This window comes from Salinivibrio sp. PR919 (genome assembly GCF_001995355.1).
GTDB lineage: Bacteria > Pseudomonadota > Gammaproteobacteria > Enterobacterales > Vibrionaceae > Salinivibrio > Salinivibrio proteolyticus.
Map to the genome: position 1 here is coordinate 30,431 of NZ_MUFL01000004.1, position 17,056 is coordinate 47,486.

At 51.9% G+C, this 17,056-nt stretch carries 14 protein-coding genes; 3 read left to right on the forward strand and 11 right to left on the reverse strand.

Going from position 1 to position 17,056, the window contains the following annotated elements; all coding sequences use genetic code 11:
- Nucleotides 1–9 precede the first annotated feature (9 nt).
- Both purD and purH read right to left on the reverse strand, forming a co-directional pair.
- Complete coding sequence (gene purD, locus BZG83_RS01340; RefSeq protein ID WP_077479068.1) at nucleotides 10–1,299, reverse strand: phosphoribosylamine--glycine ligase; 1,290 nt, start codon at nucleotides 1,297–1,299, stop codon at nucleotides 10–12.
- Between the two features lie 21 nt (nucleotides 1,300–1,320).
- On the reverse strand, nucleotides 1,321–2,910 hold the full coding sequence (gene purH / locus BZG83_RS01345; RefSeq protein ID WP_077479069.1) for a bifunctional phosphoribosylaminoimidazolecarboxamide formyltransferase/IMP cyclohydrolase: 1,590 nt from the start codon (nucleotides 2,908–2,910) through the stop codon (nucleotides 1,321–1,323).
- Nucleotides 2,911–3,174: 264 nt separating this feature from the next.
- Here purH and zntR point away from each other — a divergent pair, with 264 nt between their 5' ends.
- Entirely contained in the window at nucleotides 3,175–3,609 is a 435-nt protein-coding gene (gene zntR / locus BZG83_RS01350) for a Zn(2+)-responsive transcriptional regulator (protein WP_077479070.1), read from the forward strand.
- 89 nt (nucleotides 3,610–3,698) lie between these two features.
- On the opposite strand, the gene fis is transcribed toward zntR, so the two are convergent.
- From fis to prmA, 3 genes are all read right to left on the reverse strand, one after another.
- Nucleotides 3,699–3,995 carry a DNA-binding transcriptional regulator Fis gene (gene fis, locus BZG83_RS01355; protein WP_002542007.1) on the reverse strand — a complete coding sequence of 99 codons (297 nt, stop codon included), beginning with the start codon at nucleotides 3,993–3,995 and terminating at the stop codon, nucleotides 3,699–3,701.
- Between the two features lie 22 nt (nucleotides 3,996–4,017).
- Nucleotides 4,018–4,983 (reverse strand): tRNA dihydrouridine synthase DusB, encoded by a 966-nt coding sequence (gene dusB / locus BZG83_RS01360; RefSeq protein WP_069587013.1) that lies wholly within the window; start codon nucleotides 4,981–4,983, stop codon nucleotides 4,018–4,020.
- A gap of 229 nt (nucleotides 4,984–5,212) precedes the next feature.
- Entirely contained in the window at nucleotides 5,213–6,100 is an 888-nt protein-coding gene (gene prmA, locus BZG83_RS01365) for a 50S ribosomal protein L11 methyltransferase (RefSeq protein ID WP_077479071.1), read from the reverse strand.
- Nucleotides 6,101–6,351: 251 nt separating this feature from the next.
- On the opposite strand from prmA, the gene BZG83_RS01370 reads away from it, so the two are divergent.
- Nucleotides 6,352–8,316 carry a methyl-accepting chemotaxis protein gene (locus BZG83_RS01370; RefSeq protein ID WP_158074928.1) on the forward strand — a complete coding sequence of 655 codons (1,965 nt, stop codon included), beginning with the start codon at nucleotides 6,352–6,354 and terminating at the stop codon, nucleotides 8,314–8,316.
- Nucleotides 8,317–8,388: 72 nt separating this feature from the next.
- Here the strand turns inward: BZG83_RS01370 and accC are convergent, their stop codons facing one another.
- The 6 genes from accC to BZG83_RS01400 all read right to left on the reverse strand — a co-directional run bounded on the left by accC (nucleotide 8,389) and on the right by BZG83_RS01400 (nucleotide 15,649).
- Nucleotides 8,389–9,732: an acetyl-CoA carboxylase biotin carboxylase subunit gene (accC, locus tag BZG83_RS01375; RefSeq protein WP_077479073.1), complete on the reverse strand. Its 1,344-nt coding sequence runs from the start codon at nucleotides 9,730–9,732 to the stop codon at nucleotides 8,389–8,391.
- Nucleotides 9,733–9,743: 11 nt separating this feature from the next.
- Complete coding sequence (accB, locus tag BZG83_RS01380; RefSeq protein ID WP_077456057.1) at nucleotides 9,744–10,205, reverse strand: acetyl-CoA carboxylase biotin carboxyl carrier protein; 462 nt, start codon at nucleotides 10,203–10,205, stop codon at nucleotides 9,744–9,746.
- Nucleotides 10,206–10,230: 25 nt separating this feature from the next.
- The gene (gene aroQ / locus BZG83_RS01385; protein ID WP_077479074.1) at nucleotides 10,231–10,686 is read right to left on the reverse strand and encodes a type II 3-dehydroquinate dehydratase; all 456 of its coding nucleotides are present in this window, start codon (nucleotides 10,684–10,686) and stop codon (nucleotides 10,231–10,233) included.
- 347 nt (nucleotides 10,687–11,033) lie between these two features.
- The gene (gene acs / locus BZG83_RS01390) at nucleotides 11,034–12,983 is read right to left on the reverse strand and encodes an acetate--CoA ligase (protein ID WP_077479075.1); all 1,950 of its coding nucleotides are present in this window, start codon (nucleotides 12,981–12,983) and stop codon (nucleotides 11,034–11,036) included.
- Nucleotides 12,984–13,227: 244 nt separating this feature from the next.
- On the reverse strand, nucleotides 13,228–13,851 hold the full coding sequence (locus BZG83_RS01395; RefSeq protein ID WP_069586978.1) for a 3'-5' exonuclease: 624 nt from the start codon (nucleotides 13,849–13,851) through the stop codon (nucleotides 13,228–13,230).
- 1 nt (nucleotide 13,852) lies between these two features.
- Nucleotides 13,853–15,649: a DUF294 nucleotidyltransferase-like domain-containing protein gene (locus tag BZG83_RS01400; RefSeq protein ID WP_077479076.1), complete on the reverse strand. Its 1,797-nt coding sequence runs from the start codon at nucleotides 15,647–15,649 to the stop codon at nucleotides 13,853–13,855.
- A 197-nt stretch (nucleotides 15,650–15,846) separates the two neighbouring features.
- On the opposite strand from BZG83_RS01400, the gene BZG83_RS01405 reads away from it, so the two are divergent.
- Nucleotides 15,847–17,028: a 3-phenylpropionate MFS transporter gene (locus BZG83_RS01405; protein ID WP_077456060.1), complete on the forward strand. Its 1,182-nt coding sequence runs from the start codon at nucleotides 15,847–15,849 to the stop codon at nucleotides 17,026–17,028.
- The last annotated feature ends 28 nt before the right edge of the window (nucleotides 17,029–17,056 follow it).

A 17,056-nucleotide genomic window follows, 5' to 3' on the forward strand; every position in this document is an offset into this window, starting at 1 on the left:
CTGATTCGCTTATGATGTAGCGTTTTCGCGTGCGATGGCGCGATGGGCAATATCACGGCGGTAAAAGCAGCCCGGCCACTGGATCATGGCAGCCAGCGTATCAGCCCCTTGTTTTGCCGTAGTCACATTCTCACCTAATGCGGTAGCACAGAGTACACGCCCGCCAGCGGTGACAATATCGCCGTCTTTTAGTGCTGTCCCTGCGTGAAATACTTTGGCGGTCTCGCTATCGGTGGGTAACCCAGAGATACGATCCCCTTTGCGATAGTCACCCGGATAGCCACCAGCGGCTAAGACCACGCCCACGGCTGCACGTGGATCCCAGTGAGACTCGACCTTATCAAGGCGTCCTTGCGTGCCTGCCAAGCAAAGCTCAACCAAGTCAGATTGCAAGCGCATCATAATCGGTTGGGTTTCCGGATCGCCAAAGCGACAGTTAAACTCAATCACTTTTGGCGTCCCATCGGCACTGATCATCAAGCCTGCGTATAGAAAGCCTGTATACGGCACACCATCGGCGCGCATGCCTTCTACTGTTGGCATGATTACCTCGTCCATCACACGTTGATGGATTGCATCGGTGACCACAGGCGCGGGCGAGTATGCACCCATACCGCCGGTATTAAGGCCGGTATCGCCTTCTCCGACCCGTTTGTGGTCTTGGCTGGTGGCCATTGGCAGCACATGCTCTCCATCGATCATGACGATAAAGCTTGCTTCTTCACCTTGCAGAAATTCCTCGATGACCACGCGGTGACCGGCTTCACCAAACGCATTGCCCGAGAGCATATCGCGCACTGCCTCGGTGGCTTCTTGTTCGGTCATCGCGACAATGACCCCTTTTCCAGCAGCAAGGCCGTCGGCTTTGACCACAATGGGCGCGCCTTTTTCCTCGATGTAGGCTAATGCGGGCTCTACCGTCGAAAAGGTTTGGTAGTCAGCGGTGGGAATGCCATGTCGCGCTAAAAAGTCTTTACTGAAGGCTTTCGAACCTTCAAGTTGTGCCGCTGCTTGGGTAGGACCAAAGATGGCCAAGCCGTGCTCACGGAAGGCATCGACCACACCTAACACCAAGGGGGCTTCAGGACCCACGATGGTCAAATCAATTTGTTGCTCGCGCGCAAAGGCCAGCAATCCCTCAACGTCATCAGCAGCAATGGCGATATTGCTGACTTTTTCCTCGTGGGCGGTGCCGGCATTGCCCGGTGCGCAATATACGAYTTCAACGTTTGATGACTGCGCGGCTTTCCACGCCAGCGCATGTTCGCGGCCACCGCCACCAATCACTAATACCTTCATGTGTTCTCCTTCATCGCCCACTTAGTGGCGGAAATGGCGCATACCGGTAAAGACCATCGCCATGCCATGCTCATTGGCGGCAGCAATCACTTCGTCATCACGCATCGAACCGCCCGGTTGGATCACGCAGGTGATCCCAGCTTTTGCTGCAGCATCAATGCCGTCACGGAAAGGGAAGAAAGCATCGGAGGCCATCACGCTACCGGCCACTTCGAGCTGCTCATCGGCCGCTTTAATGCCGGCTATCTTCGCCGAGTAGACGCGGCTCATTTGGCCGGCGCCCACGCCGATGGTCATGCTGTCTTTGGCATACACAATCGCGTTTGATTTCACGTATTTTGCCACTTTCCAGCAAAATAGCGCATCGTTTAGCTCTTTGTCTGTGGGCTGACGCTCAGTGACAATACGCAAATCGTCTAAACCGACCATGCCTTGGTCGCGGGCTTGGACTAACAAGCCACCATTGACGCGCTTGCTATCCCAACCTGTGGTGCGTGCTTGCCATTGGCCACACTCGAGAAGGCGTACGTTCTTCTTCGCTGCGACCACTGCTTTGGCGGCCTCACTGACGCGCGGTGCGATGATCACTTCAACAAATTGACGTTCGACAATGGCTTGTGCTGTGTCGCTGTCCAGTTCACGGTTAAAGGCAATAATGCCACCAAATGCTGAGGTAGGATCGGTTTGATAAGCACGTTGATAGGCGCTGAGTAAGTCTTCACCGATGGCAACGCCACAGGGATTGGCGTGTTTTACAATCACGCAAGCAGGCTGTTCAAACTCTTTCACGCACTCTAATGCCGCATCGGTGTCAGCGATATTGTTATAAGACAGCGCCTTGCCTTGTAGTTGGGTGGCCGTCGCCACCGAGGCCTCTTGCGGTTGGGCTTCAGTATAAAAGGCACCCGCCTGATGGCTGTTCTCGCCATAGCGCATGTCTTGCTTTTTGACCCAATGTTGCGTCAGGGTGCGCGGGAACGGCGAATCTTGGCTTTCTTCGGCGTGATGGTAGGCGGGGACTTGGGTGCCAAAGTAATTCGCAATCATGGCATCGTAGGCCGCGGTGTGCTCAAACGCGGCAATGGCTAAATCAAAGCGCGTGGCATGTGTCAAAGACTGCTGGTGCTGATCCATCTCGGTAAGCACGCGATCATAATCTTGGCTGTTCACCACAGTGGTGACGTCGGCATGGTTTTTCGCCGCTGAGCGCACCATGGTTGGGCCGCCGATATCGATATTCTCGATGGCTTGCTCGCGTGTGCAATCTGGGTTAGCAACGGTTTGTGCGAACGGGTAGAGATTCACCACCACCATATCAATCGGTGCGATTTGATGCTGTTCCATCACCGCATCGTCTTGACCGCGTCGGCCCAAAATGCCGCCGTGAATTTTCGGGTGGAGGGTTTTCACGCGGCCATCCATCATTTCTGGGAAGCCGGTATGCTCGGAGACTTCGGTGACCGCAAGGCCGTTTTCTGCGAGTAAACGGGCAGTACCGCCGGTCGATAGCAGTTCGACACCGCGTTGGGCGAGTGCTTGGGCAAACTCGACCACACCGGTTTTATCAGACACGCTGAGTAACGCGCGACGAATAGGACGCAGATTTTCCATGGCTTAGTTCTCTTCACTGACAGATTGAATGCTTATCAAAGCCCATCGCGTCTATCACCACGGATAAGCTTTATTAAACCGCCAAGTGTCAAAGCGGCGATATTCTATCTGATTTTGTTTGCGCAATCGATTGCTATTTGCTGATGGCGACATTTTTATTGTTTTTACACTTCATCTTTTTCTGGTTCGCATGCAATGCTGGTCATAAGGTCGCGGCTTTGCTACAAAAAGAAGGATCAATCGCATTACGATAGAGGAGCGGTGATGACCAAGTTGCTGCAAATCGGTGAGCTAGCCAAGCACTGTGGTGTCTCCACCGATACGCTGCGTTTTTATGAAAAGTCTGGCTTGCTAGCACCGAGTGCGCGCACAGAGGGTGGATACCGGCTTTATGCCGATGATGCCATTAGCCAAGTAATGTTCATTTTGCGCGGCAAAGAAATGGGGTTATCGCTTGATGAAATTCACGAGCTGTCTGACATTCGCGAAGAAGCGACGTTACACACCTGTGCAGAAGTCAAAGGGATCACCCAGCGGCGCCTGAATGAGGTCTCAGAGAAGATAGCCGCACTTGAGCGGGTTAGGCATGCACTGACACGTTTAAATGCCGCCTGCTGCGGTATGGACGACGATGACGCGACCCATTGCTCAATATTAGAAACCCTGGCGGACAGCGAAGATTCCAACCCATGCTGTTAAGGGAAGCTGCGTTGTACCATCAGAGAAAACAAAAACGGGCTAACCGATTGACGGCTAGCCCGTTTTATAATAGCCAAACCAATGATTGATTAGTTCATGCCGTATTTTTTCAGTTTCTTACGCAATGTACCGCGGTTGATGCCCATCATGGTGGCTGCGCGGGTTTGGTTACCGCGGGTGTATTGCATGATGGTATCCAGCAGTGGCTGCTCAACTTCTGCGAGGACAAGCTCATACAGATCGTTGACTTCCTGGCCATTCAATTGCGCTAGGTAGTTCTTCAGGGATGCTTTTACAGAGTCACGAAGTGGCTTTTGCGTAATTTGATCTTGTGAAGTTACAGTCGTTACTGTCAATGCTTCGGAAGTCAGGTTTTGTTCGAACATATTCTGTCAGCTCTTCTCGTATTTATGCAACGTTGTCGAAGTAGCCTTGCAGCGCATCGATCTGCTGTTGTGCATCTTCGATTGCGTTGAAGGTTCGGCGAAAATCGCCAATTTGATCATGCTCTTTCAGGTACCAACCCACGTGCTTACGGGCGATACGTAATCCTTTGAGCTCCCCATAAAAGTGATGAAGCTCTTGAACATGACCCAACAAAATCGTCCTAACCTCTTCTAGTGAAGGGGCAGGCAGGTACTCACCAGTAGTGAGATAGTGGTGGATTTCGCGAAAAATCCACGGGCGTCCTTGAGCAGGACGACCAATCATCAATGCATCAGCACCTGTGTAATCCAGCACATAACGTGCTTTTTCCGGAGAATCAATGTCGCCATTGGCAATCACTGGGATCGACACAGCCGCTTTGGCTGCTTTAATGCTGTCGTACTCTGCTTCCCCTTTGTACATACAGGCGCGCGTGCGGCCATGCAGGGCAAGGGCTTGGATACCACAATCTTCCGCCATCCGGGCGATCTCTACACAGTTCTTATTGTCCGGGTCCCAACCTGTACGGGTTTTCAATGTCACCGGCACATCCACCGCGTTTACCGTGGCTTTGAGGATTTGCTCAATGAGGTCCGGTCGCGTTAGCAAGGCAGAGCCGGCTAACTTCTTATTGACCTTTTTCACTGGGCAACCCATGTTGATGTCGATGACTTGTGCCCCGTTTTCGACACAAAAGCGGGCCGCCTCGGCCATTAGCTCTGGCTCGGCACCGGCGATCTGAACCGAACGAAGGCCAGACTCGTCAATATGAACCATGCGCTTTTGCGATTTGTTCGTTCGCCATAAGGCTGGATTAGACGACATCATTTCACTGACCGCCATGCCTGCGCCGTGCGCAAGACATAACTCACGAAAAGGTCGGTCCGTGACACCTGCCATTGGGGCAACGATCAACGGGACATCCAGGTTATAAGGTCCGATACGCAAAAGCTCTAAATCCTCTGTCAGCCGCTCTGAGTCAGCAAGGGCGCGCATTTTACGCATTTTTGACGCGTCTGAAAAGGACAATATTTGAGCATTGATGGCTTGATTTTTACAGCACTTTTTGTATCAGTCGCGTTTCGCTGATTAATCAAGCATTTCGAGTAGCACGTCAACGATGACTTAGCGACCTTGTTAAGGGTACGGTAAGCCGTTTGTACGACGATGCGAACGATTAAGCGGGTAACTGACCGCTAATTCGGCACCACTCTTCACGCTCTACGATCGGGTCGATAGTGAGGCTGTCGCGGTAGTGATTGGCGACGTCTTCTGCTTGGGTATCGAGGACACCAGACATCGCTAATTGGCCGCCGGGTTTGATGAGTCCTTTGATCACGCCAGACAGCTCACGGAGTGGACCGGCCAGAATATTGGCCACCACCACATCGGCTTGGAGATCGGCCGGTTGGTCTTTAGGCAAATACAAGTGCAGTTGGTCGGCGACACCGTTGCGCTCTGCGTTATCTTTGGACGCCAGTAGTGCTTGAGGGTCGATATCAATGCCAATCACACGCTCGGCACCGAGTTTGATGGCGGCAATCGCGAGGATCCCAGAGCCACAACCGAAGTCGATCACTGTCTTACCGCTGAGGTCGAGTCCGTCGAGCCATTCGAGGCACAGCGCGGTGGTCGGGTGTGATCCTGTGCCAAAGGCGAGGCCTGGGTCGAGCATCACGTTGACGGCATTATCATCAGGGACTTCACACCAAGTTGGGCAGATCCACAGGCGCTCACCAAACTGCATTGGCTTGAAGTTATCCATCCAAGCGCGTTCCCAGTCTTTATCCTCAAGCTGTTCGACCTTGTGGGCAAAGTTGTCCGCCAACAATGGGCTCGCGTTTAACACGGCCAACACGGTCGACATGTCCGCTTGGGCGTCGTATAGCGCCATGATGTCGGTTTCGCCCCACAGACGGGTTTCACCAGGCAAAGGTTCAAAAACAGGCGTGTCTTTGGCATCTAAAAAGGTGACGGAAAGGGCGCCCGCTTCTTCCATTAGTAGGTCGCCAATGGCTTCTGCATTTTCAGCAGTTGCATTCAGTTTTAATTGGATCCAAGGCATGGTGAGGTCCGTATAAAAATTAAACGCTGATTATATCAAATATCTCTCTCCTTGTGATGTACGAGTCTCCGAGGGCGACGCATTTTGCTTAGCAGAATGCGACTATTTGCCTGTTTTTTCTGCCTTAGGTACCGATTATCTTTTTCTGGTTGTTTTTTAACCATTGCATTCATAGGGTTAAATGCTGATTGATTTTTAGGCACGTTTTTTGACTCATTATGCACGCGATTTACCATAGAGGGAGTGCCACCATGAAAGATAATGGGCCAGTAACGCAGAAAGAAGTGAGGTTTGAAGGGCGCGGAGAGCTTGTTTCTGTGACTGACATGAAAGGACGTATTACTTATGTCAACGATGCATTTGTTGACATTAGTGGCTACTCCCTCAATGAGTTAATTGGCAGTGATCACTCTATGGTACGGCACCGAGACATGCCGCCAGCCGCGTTCAATGATATGTGGAAGACCATTAAGGCGGGTAAAAATTGGCGCGGTGTGGTGAAAAACCGATGCAAAAATGGGGATCATTATTGGGTGAATGCCTTTGTATGCCCGGTGGTCAAAAATGATCAGGTTGTTGGCTTTCAATCCGTACGCAGTGAGCCTACCCGTGAGGAAATAGAAAAGGCTGAAGCCTTGTATGCTCGGATGCGCAAAGATAGCTCGATAGCGATGCCTCGACCGTCATGGCTTCAGCGTCTGCAGATAAGACACTTTGTGCGTGGTATGTCCGCAGTCAGTGCGGTACTTAGCCTTGCTGTTGCTTATCAAGCGTTTATTCACGGGCTTATGTTTGCCTTTTATGCCGCTATCGGCACGATCGTGAGCGTAGTTTTATTAGCTTGGGTTGTCCGCCACCGTGTCCTGTTTACGGTGGAAAAAACCACCCGAGCCATGCGCTTGTTGGCCTCGGGTGATCTCGATAATGCGACAGAGCCAGTTCGCTATGACGAGATGGGAGAGCTGGCCGATAACTTTCGTATGGTGAAAGCACGATTTGGGGTCATTATTGGTCAAGTCATGGAGAATACCTCCCGACTGGTGCAGTACGCGGATGGACTGTCAGAGCGTGGCTATACCATGCAAAATCAGATGCATGCTCAAGTGCAACACACAACGCAAGTGGCCAGTGCGATGTCGCAAATGAGCTCGACAGTCGAAGAAGTGGCACAAAATATGACTCGTACCGCTGAAACTATTGAGCAAACCCAAGACAGTACGTGCCGAGGGGATGAGCTGGTATCGGCGGCAAGCGCAAGCATGGAACAATATATGGCAGATTTAGAGCAGACGATTGCTCAGATCCAAGCCAGTGCGGCAGAGAGTGAAAAAATTAGTACGGTCACCGAGACGATCAGCGACATTGCAGAGCAAACCAACTTGCTCGCACTGAATGCAGCCATTGAAGCGGCACGTGCTGGGGATCAGGGGCGTGGCTTTGCGGTTGTTGCCGATGAAGTACGCGGTCTGGCTCAGCGCACGCAGCAAGCGACAGGCGATATTCGCCAGATGTTGGAAGGGTTACGTGTTGGTATTGGACAAGCCTCTGAAAACATCGTGAGCAATAATCAAGTGGCGAAAGAAACCCTCACTCACATTCAAGACTCGAAGCAGATACTTCGTGACATTGTCGATCAAATTAGCCTCGTTCGGGATATGGGCGTACAGGTCGCCACTGCGGCTGATGAGCAGGCGACAGTCACCAAAGAAATGAGTCGTTCTGTCGAGCAAATTCATGAGCAAAGCTCGGCGGCCAGTCAACAAGCCTCAGAAACTGGCGAAGTAGCAAGGCAGCTTACCGAGCACTCGCAAATTCTTAAAGTGGCGTTAGCGGATTTCAAACTCAATGGTGCGAGTGACAAAGCCCACGATTTCTCTGCGATCAAGAATGCGCACTTGGCTTGGAAAAGTAAGATGCGCGCCTTTTTAAATGGCAATGCGGAAGCCATGGATAGAAAAGTGGCGTGCTCTCATCACCATTGCGGGTTGGGTAAATGGTTCTACGGCGAAGGCAAAGATATTGCGGGGCATTTGCCGGCCTATCGCCAGCTTGAAAAGCCACATGCACAGCTGCATCGTACCTTGAAGGACATCATTGACTTGCATGACAAAGGTAATCTCGAAGCGGCAAACAACAAGTATTTAGAGATCGAACCCTTATCGCACCAAGTCGTCGCAGGGATAGAGGCGTTGGAGCAGCAACTTATGCCTCGTTAGTCTCTGTATGGGGAGAAAGAGATGAAAACCTGCCGTCTCGACGCGGCAGGTTTTTTCTATGCGAAATACAGATTAAGACAATCCGAGTTTCTTCTCGAGGTAGTGAATGTTAGCACCACCGTGTTGGAAGTGCTCATCGTTCATAATATCGATTTGCAGCGGAATATTGGTTTTAATGCCATCAATCACGGTTTCGGCCAGCGCATTGCGCATACGAGCAATCGCAACATCGCGGTTCTCACCGTAACAAATCAGCTTACCAATCATGGAGTCATAGTGAGGAGGAACACGGTAGCCCGCATACACATGTGACTCCCAACGCACACCCATACCGCCTGGTGAGTGGAAACGCTCAATTTTACCCGGGCTCGGAATAAAGCGCTCTGGGTCTTCGGCATTAATACGACATTCGACGGCATGGCCGCGAATGCGAATATCATCTTGGGTAAACGACRGAGGCTGACCCGCTGCAATGCGCAGTTGCTCTTTGACCAGATCGACACCGGTAACCATTTCGGTGACAGGGTGTTCAACTTGGATACGGGTGTTCATCTCGATAAAGAAGAATTCGCCGTTTTCGTACAAGAATTCAAAGGTGCCTGCGCCGCGATAACCGATTTCGATACAGGCACGGCAGCAACGCTCGCCGATAAACTTACGCATTTCATCGGTAATCCCGGGTGCTGGCGCTTCTTCAACCACCTTTTGGTGACGGCGTTGCATCGAGCAATCGCGCTCACCGAGATGAATAGCGCCACCTTGGCCGTCTGCCAAGACTTGCACTTCGACGTGGCGTGGGTTTTCAAGGAATTTCTCCATGTACACCATGTCGTTGCTAAACGCGGCTTTGGCTTCGGCGCGGGTCATCGCAATGGCATCCACCAGTTCGGCTTCAGAGCGAACCACACGCATACCACGGCCACCGCCGCCGCCTGACGCTTTGATGATCACCGGGTAGCCAATACGTTTGGCGATGGTTTTGTTCTTTTCCTGATCGCTACCCAATGGGCCGTCAGAGCCAGGAACACAAGGGACGCCTGCTTTTTTCATCGCTTCGATTGCAGAGACCTTGTCACCCATCAGACGAATAGTGTCGGCTTTGGGGCCGACAAAGACAAAGCCAGAGCGCTCTACTTGCTCAGCAAAATCGGCGTTTTCCGACAAGAAGCCGTAACCCGGGTGAATCGCCACCGCGCCGGTGATTTCAGCGGCGCTGATGATACGAGGAATATTTAGGTAGCTTTGGTTGCTCGGCGCAGGGCCGATACAAACCGTTTCATCCGCTAACAGGACGTGCTTTAGATCGCGGTCTGCAGTGGAGTGTACCGCCACCGTTTTAATGCCGAGTTCTTTACAAGCACGCAAAATCCGTAGCGCGATTTCACCGCGGTTGGCGATAACAATTTTATCTAACATACGGCCCTCGCTTATTCGATGATTACGAGTGGTTCGTCGAACTCAACTGGCTGGCCGTCTTCACACAGAATCGCTTTTACCACACCGCTCTTATCTGCTTGGATCTGGTTCATCATCTTCATTGCTTCAACGATACACAAGGCATCACCTGCATTGACTTGGCTGCCAACTTCAACAAACGGTGCTGCATCTGGGCTTGGCGCGCGATAGAAAGTACCCACCATTGGCGAAAGAACTTGGTGACCCGTCGGCTCTGGTGCGCTTGCCGGCGCTGCGGCTGGCGCTTCTGCGGCCGTTGCTGCTGGAGCGGCAGGCGCAGGGGCTGGCATGGCATACTGTGGTGCAGCAAACTGAGGCGCGGCAGGTGATGAACGGCTGATACGTACCGACTCTTCGCCCTCAGAAATTTCGAGCTCAGCAATGCCTGACTCTTCAACCAGTTCGATCAATTTTTTGATTTTACGGATATCCATGGTGTCGTCTCTTCTTGTGTTTGTTTTACTGAGCTGCAAACGCCAAATGGCGCGCAGCTGCCGTTAATGCGAATTCGTAGCCATCTGCTCCCAACCCACAAATTACACCGACAGCCTTGTCAGAGAGGTAGGAATGATGACGGAAGGGTTCTCGAGCATGCACATTGGAAAGGTGCACCTCGATAAACGGGATCCCAACACCGAGCAACGCGTCGCGCAGGGCGACGGAGGTGTGCGTAAAAGCGGCAGGATTGATAATGATAAAATCCATCTCACCCATGGCTTGGTGAATGGCATCGATCAGGTTGGCTTCACTGTTGGATTGTAAGTGCTCAAGGTGAAGCCCTAAGGTTGCCGCTTGGGCATGCAACGCGGCGACAATTTGATCGAGCGTTTGGCTACCGTAGTGATCGGGTTCACGCTGGCCTAGCAAATTGAGGTTTGGGCCATTTAAGACTAAAACACGGTTATTTGTAGACATCTTGACGCTTACTTCTCCTATTTGCTGTCAATATGCAGCACTTTGTGGATTCCAGCCTGATGGCATGCTGAATGGGCTTCAAGCACGCCGATTTGTCCTTAGTGGGCTCAATTATAGAGAATTCACCGCAAATCGCAGCAAAATACTGGTCTAATCAGCACACTTTCCCTTTATGGTGTAGCAAAAACTGTCGCGATTGTCGATTGCTGTACTGTCAAGGTTATGTGTTTTTTATCGACAATAAGGATAGGAGTGGTGTTCGCCCAGACAGTTCAGTGGCACAGATCATAAAAACAAAAAAAGCCGCCCGTAGGCGGCAAAGGTTGCTAAGCAATCGTATCGTTGCGCTACACCACGTTTTCTTTCTCGGCAATCAGCTTGTCGACCACACTCGGATCGGCCAGCGTTGAGGTGTCGCCAAGACTACCTGTATCACCGGTGGCGATTTTGCGCAGAATACGGCGCATGATTTTTCCGGAACGCGTTTTGGGTAAGGCGTCGGTCCAATGGATAAAATCGGGCGTCGCAATAGGGCCAATCTCTTTGCGTACCCACTCTTTCACCTCTTTATGCAGCTCGGCGCTGGGCACCTCACCAGCGTTCAGAGTGATGTAGGCATAAATCGCTTGGCCTTTGATGTCGTGTGGCACACCCACGATGGCGGCTTCGGCAATTTTATCAAAGGCCACCAACGCGGACTCGATTTCTGCTGTCCCCATTCGGTGGCCGGATACGTTAAGGACATCATCGACACGACCTGTAATCCAGTAGTAGCCGTCCTCATCGCGACGCGCGCCGTCACCGGTAAAGTACATGCCCTTGAAGGTTGAGAAATACGTTTGCTCAAAGCGGTCGTGGTCGCCAAACACGGTACGCATTTGTCCCGGCCACGAGTCCAGCATCACCAAATTCCCTTCAGCCGCGCCATCGACAATGTTGCCGACGTTATCAACCAACGCAGGTTGTACGCCAAAGAATGGCCGGGTGGCAGAACCGGGTTTGAGGGCGGTCGCGCCGGGCAAGGGGGTGATCAATATGCCGCCAGTTTCTGTTTGCCACCACGTATCCACAATCGGGCTTTGACGATTGCCAATGGTGGTGTAGTACCATTCCCAGGCTTCTGGGTTAATGGGTTCACCCACCGAGCCCATAATGCGCAGTGAGCTACGTGTCGTTCCCTCAACGGCTTCGTTACCTTTGGCCATCAACGCGCGGATGGCGGTCGGTGCGGTATATAAAATATTCACTTGGTGTTTATCAACCACTTCGCTCATGCGGGCGGTTGATGGGTAGGTGGGCACGCCTTCAAATAAAATCGTCTTCGCGCCATTAGCTAGCGGGCCATAAATGAGATAGCTGTGGCCGGTGATCCAACCCACATCGGCAGTACACCAGAACACCTCCCCGTCTTGATAATCAAAAACGTATTTGAAGGTCATCGCAGCATACACGAGGTAGCCGCCTGTGGTATGCAGTACCCCTTTTGGCGTCCCGGTTGAGCCAGATGTATAGAGGATAAATAAAGGATCTTCGGCATTCATTTCTTCGGGAGGGCAATCGGTTGATGCATTTGCGGTGGCTTCATGCCACCACACGTCGCGACCTTCGTGCCAATCAACTTGCCCCCCTGTGCGTTTGAAAACCAGCACGTTATTGACTGACGTGACTTTGCTGTTGGCAAGGGCTTCATCGACGTTCTTTTTCAATGGTACTGCACGGCCGCCACGAACGCCTTCATCCGCGGTAACCACGACTTTAGCGTTGGAGTCGATAATACGTCCCGCCAGCGCTTCAGGTGAGAAACCGCCAAATACCACTGTGTGCACGGCGCCAATACGGGCACAGGCGAGCATCGCGACCGCGGCTTCCATGACCATCGGCATATAAAGACAGACTACATCACCCTTTTTCACGCCATTGTCTTTAAGCGCATTGGCAAATTGGCACACCTGTTGGTGGAGCTGCTTGTAGGTTAGCGTGGCATCGTCCTTCGGATCGTCTCCTTCCCAAATTAAGGCAACCTGATCGCCTTTGTCGTTAAGATGACGATCGATACAGTTGGCGGCCACATTCAAGGTACCATCTTCAAACCAACGAATATCGACGTGGCCGGTATCAAAAGAGGTATGTTTCACCTTGGTATAGGGTTTGATCCAATCAAGAATTTGCCCGTGTTCGCGCCAAAAGCCTTCGGGATCGGTCACTGATTGCTGATAAAGCGCTTGGTAGGTGGCTTCATCCGCGTGTGCCTTTTGTGCAATTGAAGGCATGACGGGGTATACGTGACTATCGCTCATCCTGTTTCTCCTCGTGTCCGCGTAATCTCATGCGGCGCTTCCATGTCGTGAGATGTCAGGCTGTACCGCTGCCTGGCAAATGAAAACCATGCCCTTAAAGGTGTGACAGTTCGTGGGGTCCGGCAATTAGACTTTAGGATGAGGCCATTGATTTATAAGTATTTTGTGCGCTTGTTGGACCATAGATTGCGGGATTGATCTCACTTTTTGTGCAATACGTGTCGTAACGCTGGGTCGCTGTTGGCTATTGCGAACGTAGCATAGGCATGTCGCCATATTGCAAGCGCACGTAAATCAAAGCGGCGGCGATAGTATCGTCCAGTGCATCATGACGGGCGGGCAAAGGGAGGTCTAAATGGCGACTGATCGCTTCCATGCTGATGTCATGGTAGGCATTGGGCAGTAAACGCTCTAATTGACGTTGATAAATATCGCTAACTTCAATCACGGGATTGGGTAACGGAAAGCCTAAAAAACGCCGTGCGTAGCGATCTAAGATCGTTTTGTCGTAGCGAATGTGGTAGCCAACCAAAGGATGGTTATGGATGAAGGCGATTAACGTCGTCATGGCTTGCTCAGCGCTGACACCCTGTTCAAGATCTTGATGGCGCAACTGATGAATGCGGACCGAGCCTGCGTTCAAGCTTTTTGGCGCCACTAAGGTCAAGGTGAGCGCTTGGCTGGTGAGTATTCGATTCCCTTGAATTGGAGTGGCGGCGATAGTAACGAGTTCTGCACGCTCTGGATCTAAGCTGGTGGTTTCGCAGTCGAGCGAGATCACTGTGCTGCGATCCGAGGGTAAGAAGAGCGCGCGGTAGGACGATGTCCGCAATCGGTAGCGGTACCATTGACGTGACAACCAGTTCACGTTAGTCCCTCACATGGTAGTGATAGGCGAGGGATTCTTTGAACTTTTTCACCACATGTAAACCGTGACGCAAAAGATCTCGCTCACTGGAAGGAAGCGTAGAGACATCGATATAGTTACTCTGTTGCTCACCACTTAATTGTTGGCGTAACCGCAGTCGGATAAATAGCTTCAGCGCCTCGGCGAGATTCTCTGCCGTTTCTTCGGCCAGTGTCCCTATGTTAGCCAGCCTCTCAATCCGCTCAAAGGTATTGGTTTCGCTGACCCCTTTTTCTAGGCTCATAGTGCGAATACCGTGCACAATCGGAAAGATGCCGCCTTTTTTGATGTCGAGCCCTTCTTTACCACTCTTTAATGAGCCAAACACCGTCAAAGGGACTTTGAACGCTAATGCCGGGCGCACAAAGGTATTTAAGGTCAGCATATTGTCGCTGAGCGAGGCTTTAAGTGGCGTTTGAACCGCGTCGATAAGCTGGCTGTCGCCCGCAACAGGATGCGAATCGGCGAGAATGGCTAAATCCATCACGCTTTGATGATTAGCACTTTGCGCTAAGTTACGAATGGTTTGTTGCCATTGAGACGCGCTTTTCACCCACTTGGGGTTACTGACCATCACCTGCCCAGGGCAGGGCGGATAGCCGAGTAGATTTAAGGTATGTGAAAAGGCCTCCATCACGGTTTGGCACTCGGGCCAGGTGAGATCATCGGCCAAAATGAGTGCGTTATCTTGATCGGTTTTAAGTACTTGCTCGCCGCGCCCTTCCGAGCCCATCACCACCAAACAGCATTGCTGCTGATAGGGCTCGGGCACGATGAGGCGAAACGCTTTTTCCATGATTTGTTCATTCACGGTCGCGATGAGCTTCAYCACAAAGCGGGTGTGGATACCGTTGTTAAAGAGGGTATGAACCAATTTGCTTTGGCTATTTGCCGCTAACACCAGTTCATCGACGGTTTGCGCGCGTGCAATGCGTAAGTTAAGCACATGAGAATGGGTGGAGAACAAGCTCAGCACTTGTGGAAGATCGAGCGTGCCGACGGTCTGTTCCTGATCATCGACGACACGGACACGCTTCACTCGCTGACGCGTCATGGTGATCATGGCATGAAAGAGAAAGTCACCTCGCTCGACACTGATCACAGGGCGGGTAGCAATATTTCCCACCGGGACCGATTGGTCATGGCCGTCGAGTACCAAGGCATGCAGTAGATTGGTGCGGGTAATAATGCCGCAACTTCCGTCCTCGTAGTCGACCAAGGCGCAATCACAGCGTTGTGCTTTCATTTTTGCGGTGGCGTCCCTAAGGGGCACATCGGGTGTTACGCACAGCGCTGGTTGAATATTGCTATCGTCAATGCGAGTGAGCATGAACTCGGCTAAGTTCTGCTGCTGACGAGCTTGTGCGATTAGCTGCTGACGGCGCTGTAAGTTGGTATCGAAGTAAGCACTAAAATCTTGATTGGTATGATAAATGGCGAGGAACACCTCGGCAGGCAGTAAGTGACATAAAGTATCTTCTAGGGCGCGATATTGGTGCTTGGCGGTCCCGTTTAATATCGCTGGGACATCAAATAGATCATCCGTGGTGTAGTGCGAAAAGGTTTCTTTGCCGTCTTCCGACACCTCTTCCACACTGCCTTTGATAATGATAAAGAGCTGATCGCCACTATCACCGGCGGCGAGCAGCGTATCGCCACGTCGGAAGTAGGCAACGTCTATGGCTTGGCGGCATTGCTTGACTTGGGACGCCGTCAGGCAATCAAACGGTGCATGAGAGGTGTCAAACGGTTCAGGCATAATCGCACTCCCCACAATAATATTTCTAGTGTGTCGCACGTTATCTGTTCCGGCTAGCCGACTTTAGTCTAGCCAGTTGCGGCGAAACCTAGGCTGAGATCAACGAAGTGATGAGGATATTCGCTGAGTAGGGCTTTTTTTCATGTCAAAGAGTTGAGACACTTAGCCGCGAATCTATCTTGATGTGAAGTAATGAAATGAGCTTGTCCCACTGTTCTCCTTTTCGTTGGCTGTCAGAGTACTTTGGCGGTTTCTTTTTCTCTTACGGTGTCTACTTGCCGTTTTGGGCGGTTTGGTTTGATTACATGGGGTTGCATGCCGGGGTGATTGGTACGCTGATTGGCTTGGGCTTTGCAACTCGTTGTGTGGCCAACTTAGTGTTTACTCCCAAAGTGCAGCGGGTGGAGTCGTTACTGCCTGCACTGCGTGGCTTAACCTTAATGGCGTTGTTAACCTGTGCCTTGCACCCTGTAATGGGAGCGAACATTGCGTGGCTTGCGTTGGTGACTGTGCTCTTTAATCTGGCGATTGGGCCATCGGTGCCTTTGTCCGACGCGTTAGCGAACTATTATGCACGTCATCAGATTATCGACTATGGTCGAACACGCTTATGGGGGTCGATTGCTTTTATTGTCGGGTCAAGCTTGACAGGATGGCTGGTAACCGAGGAAACCGCCGCGATTATCCCTTGGGTTGCGATTGGAGGCTTGTCGGCTTGCTTGCTGTTAACCTTACGTCGCCCGACAGTAATGCCGGAAAGTGAGCATGACGCGGCCCACAGTAAGGTGTCGATGCGCCAACTTTTTCGTGACCCCCACATTGTGGTATTCCTGCTGATCGCCTCCTTGCTACAAGGCAGTCATGCCGCGTATTACAGTTTTAGCGCTATCTATTGGAAGCATGCCGGTTACAGCGAAAGCATCGTGGGCTATTTGTGGAGTCTGGGTGTGGTCTCGGAAGTGGCGGTTTTTGCACTGGGCGCACGTCTTTTTGGTGGGTGGTCTGCCAAAGCCTTGTTCCGTCTTGCCGCGCTCGGCGTGTTAGTGCGATGGGGGATCACTGGCTCGACGACAGCCTTGGCGCCAGTGATAATGGTACAACTTCTCCACGGAATTACCTTTGCCGCCGCCCATTTGGGTGCCATGCAATATATTCAACGCGAATGTGGGACGCGCCTTGTCGCGGTACAAGCCGCCTATAACGCCCTCCCCATGGGCGCGGTGGTCGCGGCGCTGACGGCAGCCAGCGGTTGGGTGTATGACTTTTCTCCAGCGTGGACTTTCTATGCGATGGCGTTGCTGGCACTGCCGGCGCTGTTACTGCCTTTGCATGAACCTCAGTACCAACAAGCAAGAAAGGCCCGCTTGCAGCAAAGTTAGCCACGAGGTCCACAAAGCCGAGACAGGA

Coding starts and splice junctions, on each gene's coding strand:
- zntR (WP_077479070.1), top strand. CDS start 3,175: ATGACCAAGTTGCTGCAAATCGGTGAGCTAGCCAAGCACTGTGGTGTC.
- aroQ (WP_077479074.1), bottom strand. CDS start 10,686: ATGTCTACAAATAACCGTGTTTTAGTCTTAAATGGCCCAAACCTCAAT.
- acs (WP_077479075.1), bottom strand. CDS start 12,983: ATGAGCGATAGTCACGTATACCCCGTCATGCCTTCAATTGCACAAAAG.
- BZG83_RS01405 (WP_077456060.1), top strand. CDS start 15,847: ATGAGCTTGTCCCACTGTTCTCCTTTTCGTTGGCTGTCAGAGTACTTT.
- accB (WP_077456057.1), bottom strand. CDS start 10,205: ATGGATATCCGTAAAATCAAAAAATTGATCGAACTGGTTGAAGAGTCA.
- fis (WP_002542007.1), bottom strand. CDS start 3,995: ATGTTCGAACAAAACCTGACTTCCGAAGCATTGACAGTAACGACTGTA.
- purH (WP_077479069.1), bottom strand. CDS start 2,910: ATGGAAAATCTGCGTCCTATTCGTCGCGCGTTACTCAGCGTGTCTGAT.
- BZG83_RS01370 (WP_158074928.1), top strand. CDS start 6,352: ATGAAAGATAATGGGCCAGTAACGCAGAAAGAAGTGAGGTTTGAAGGG.
- prmA (WP_077479071.1), bottom strand. CDS start 6,100: ATGCCTTGGATCCAATTAAAACTGAATGCAACTGCTGAAAATGCAGAA.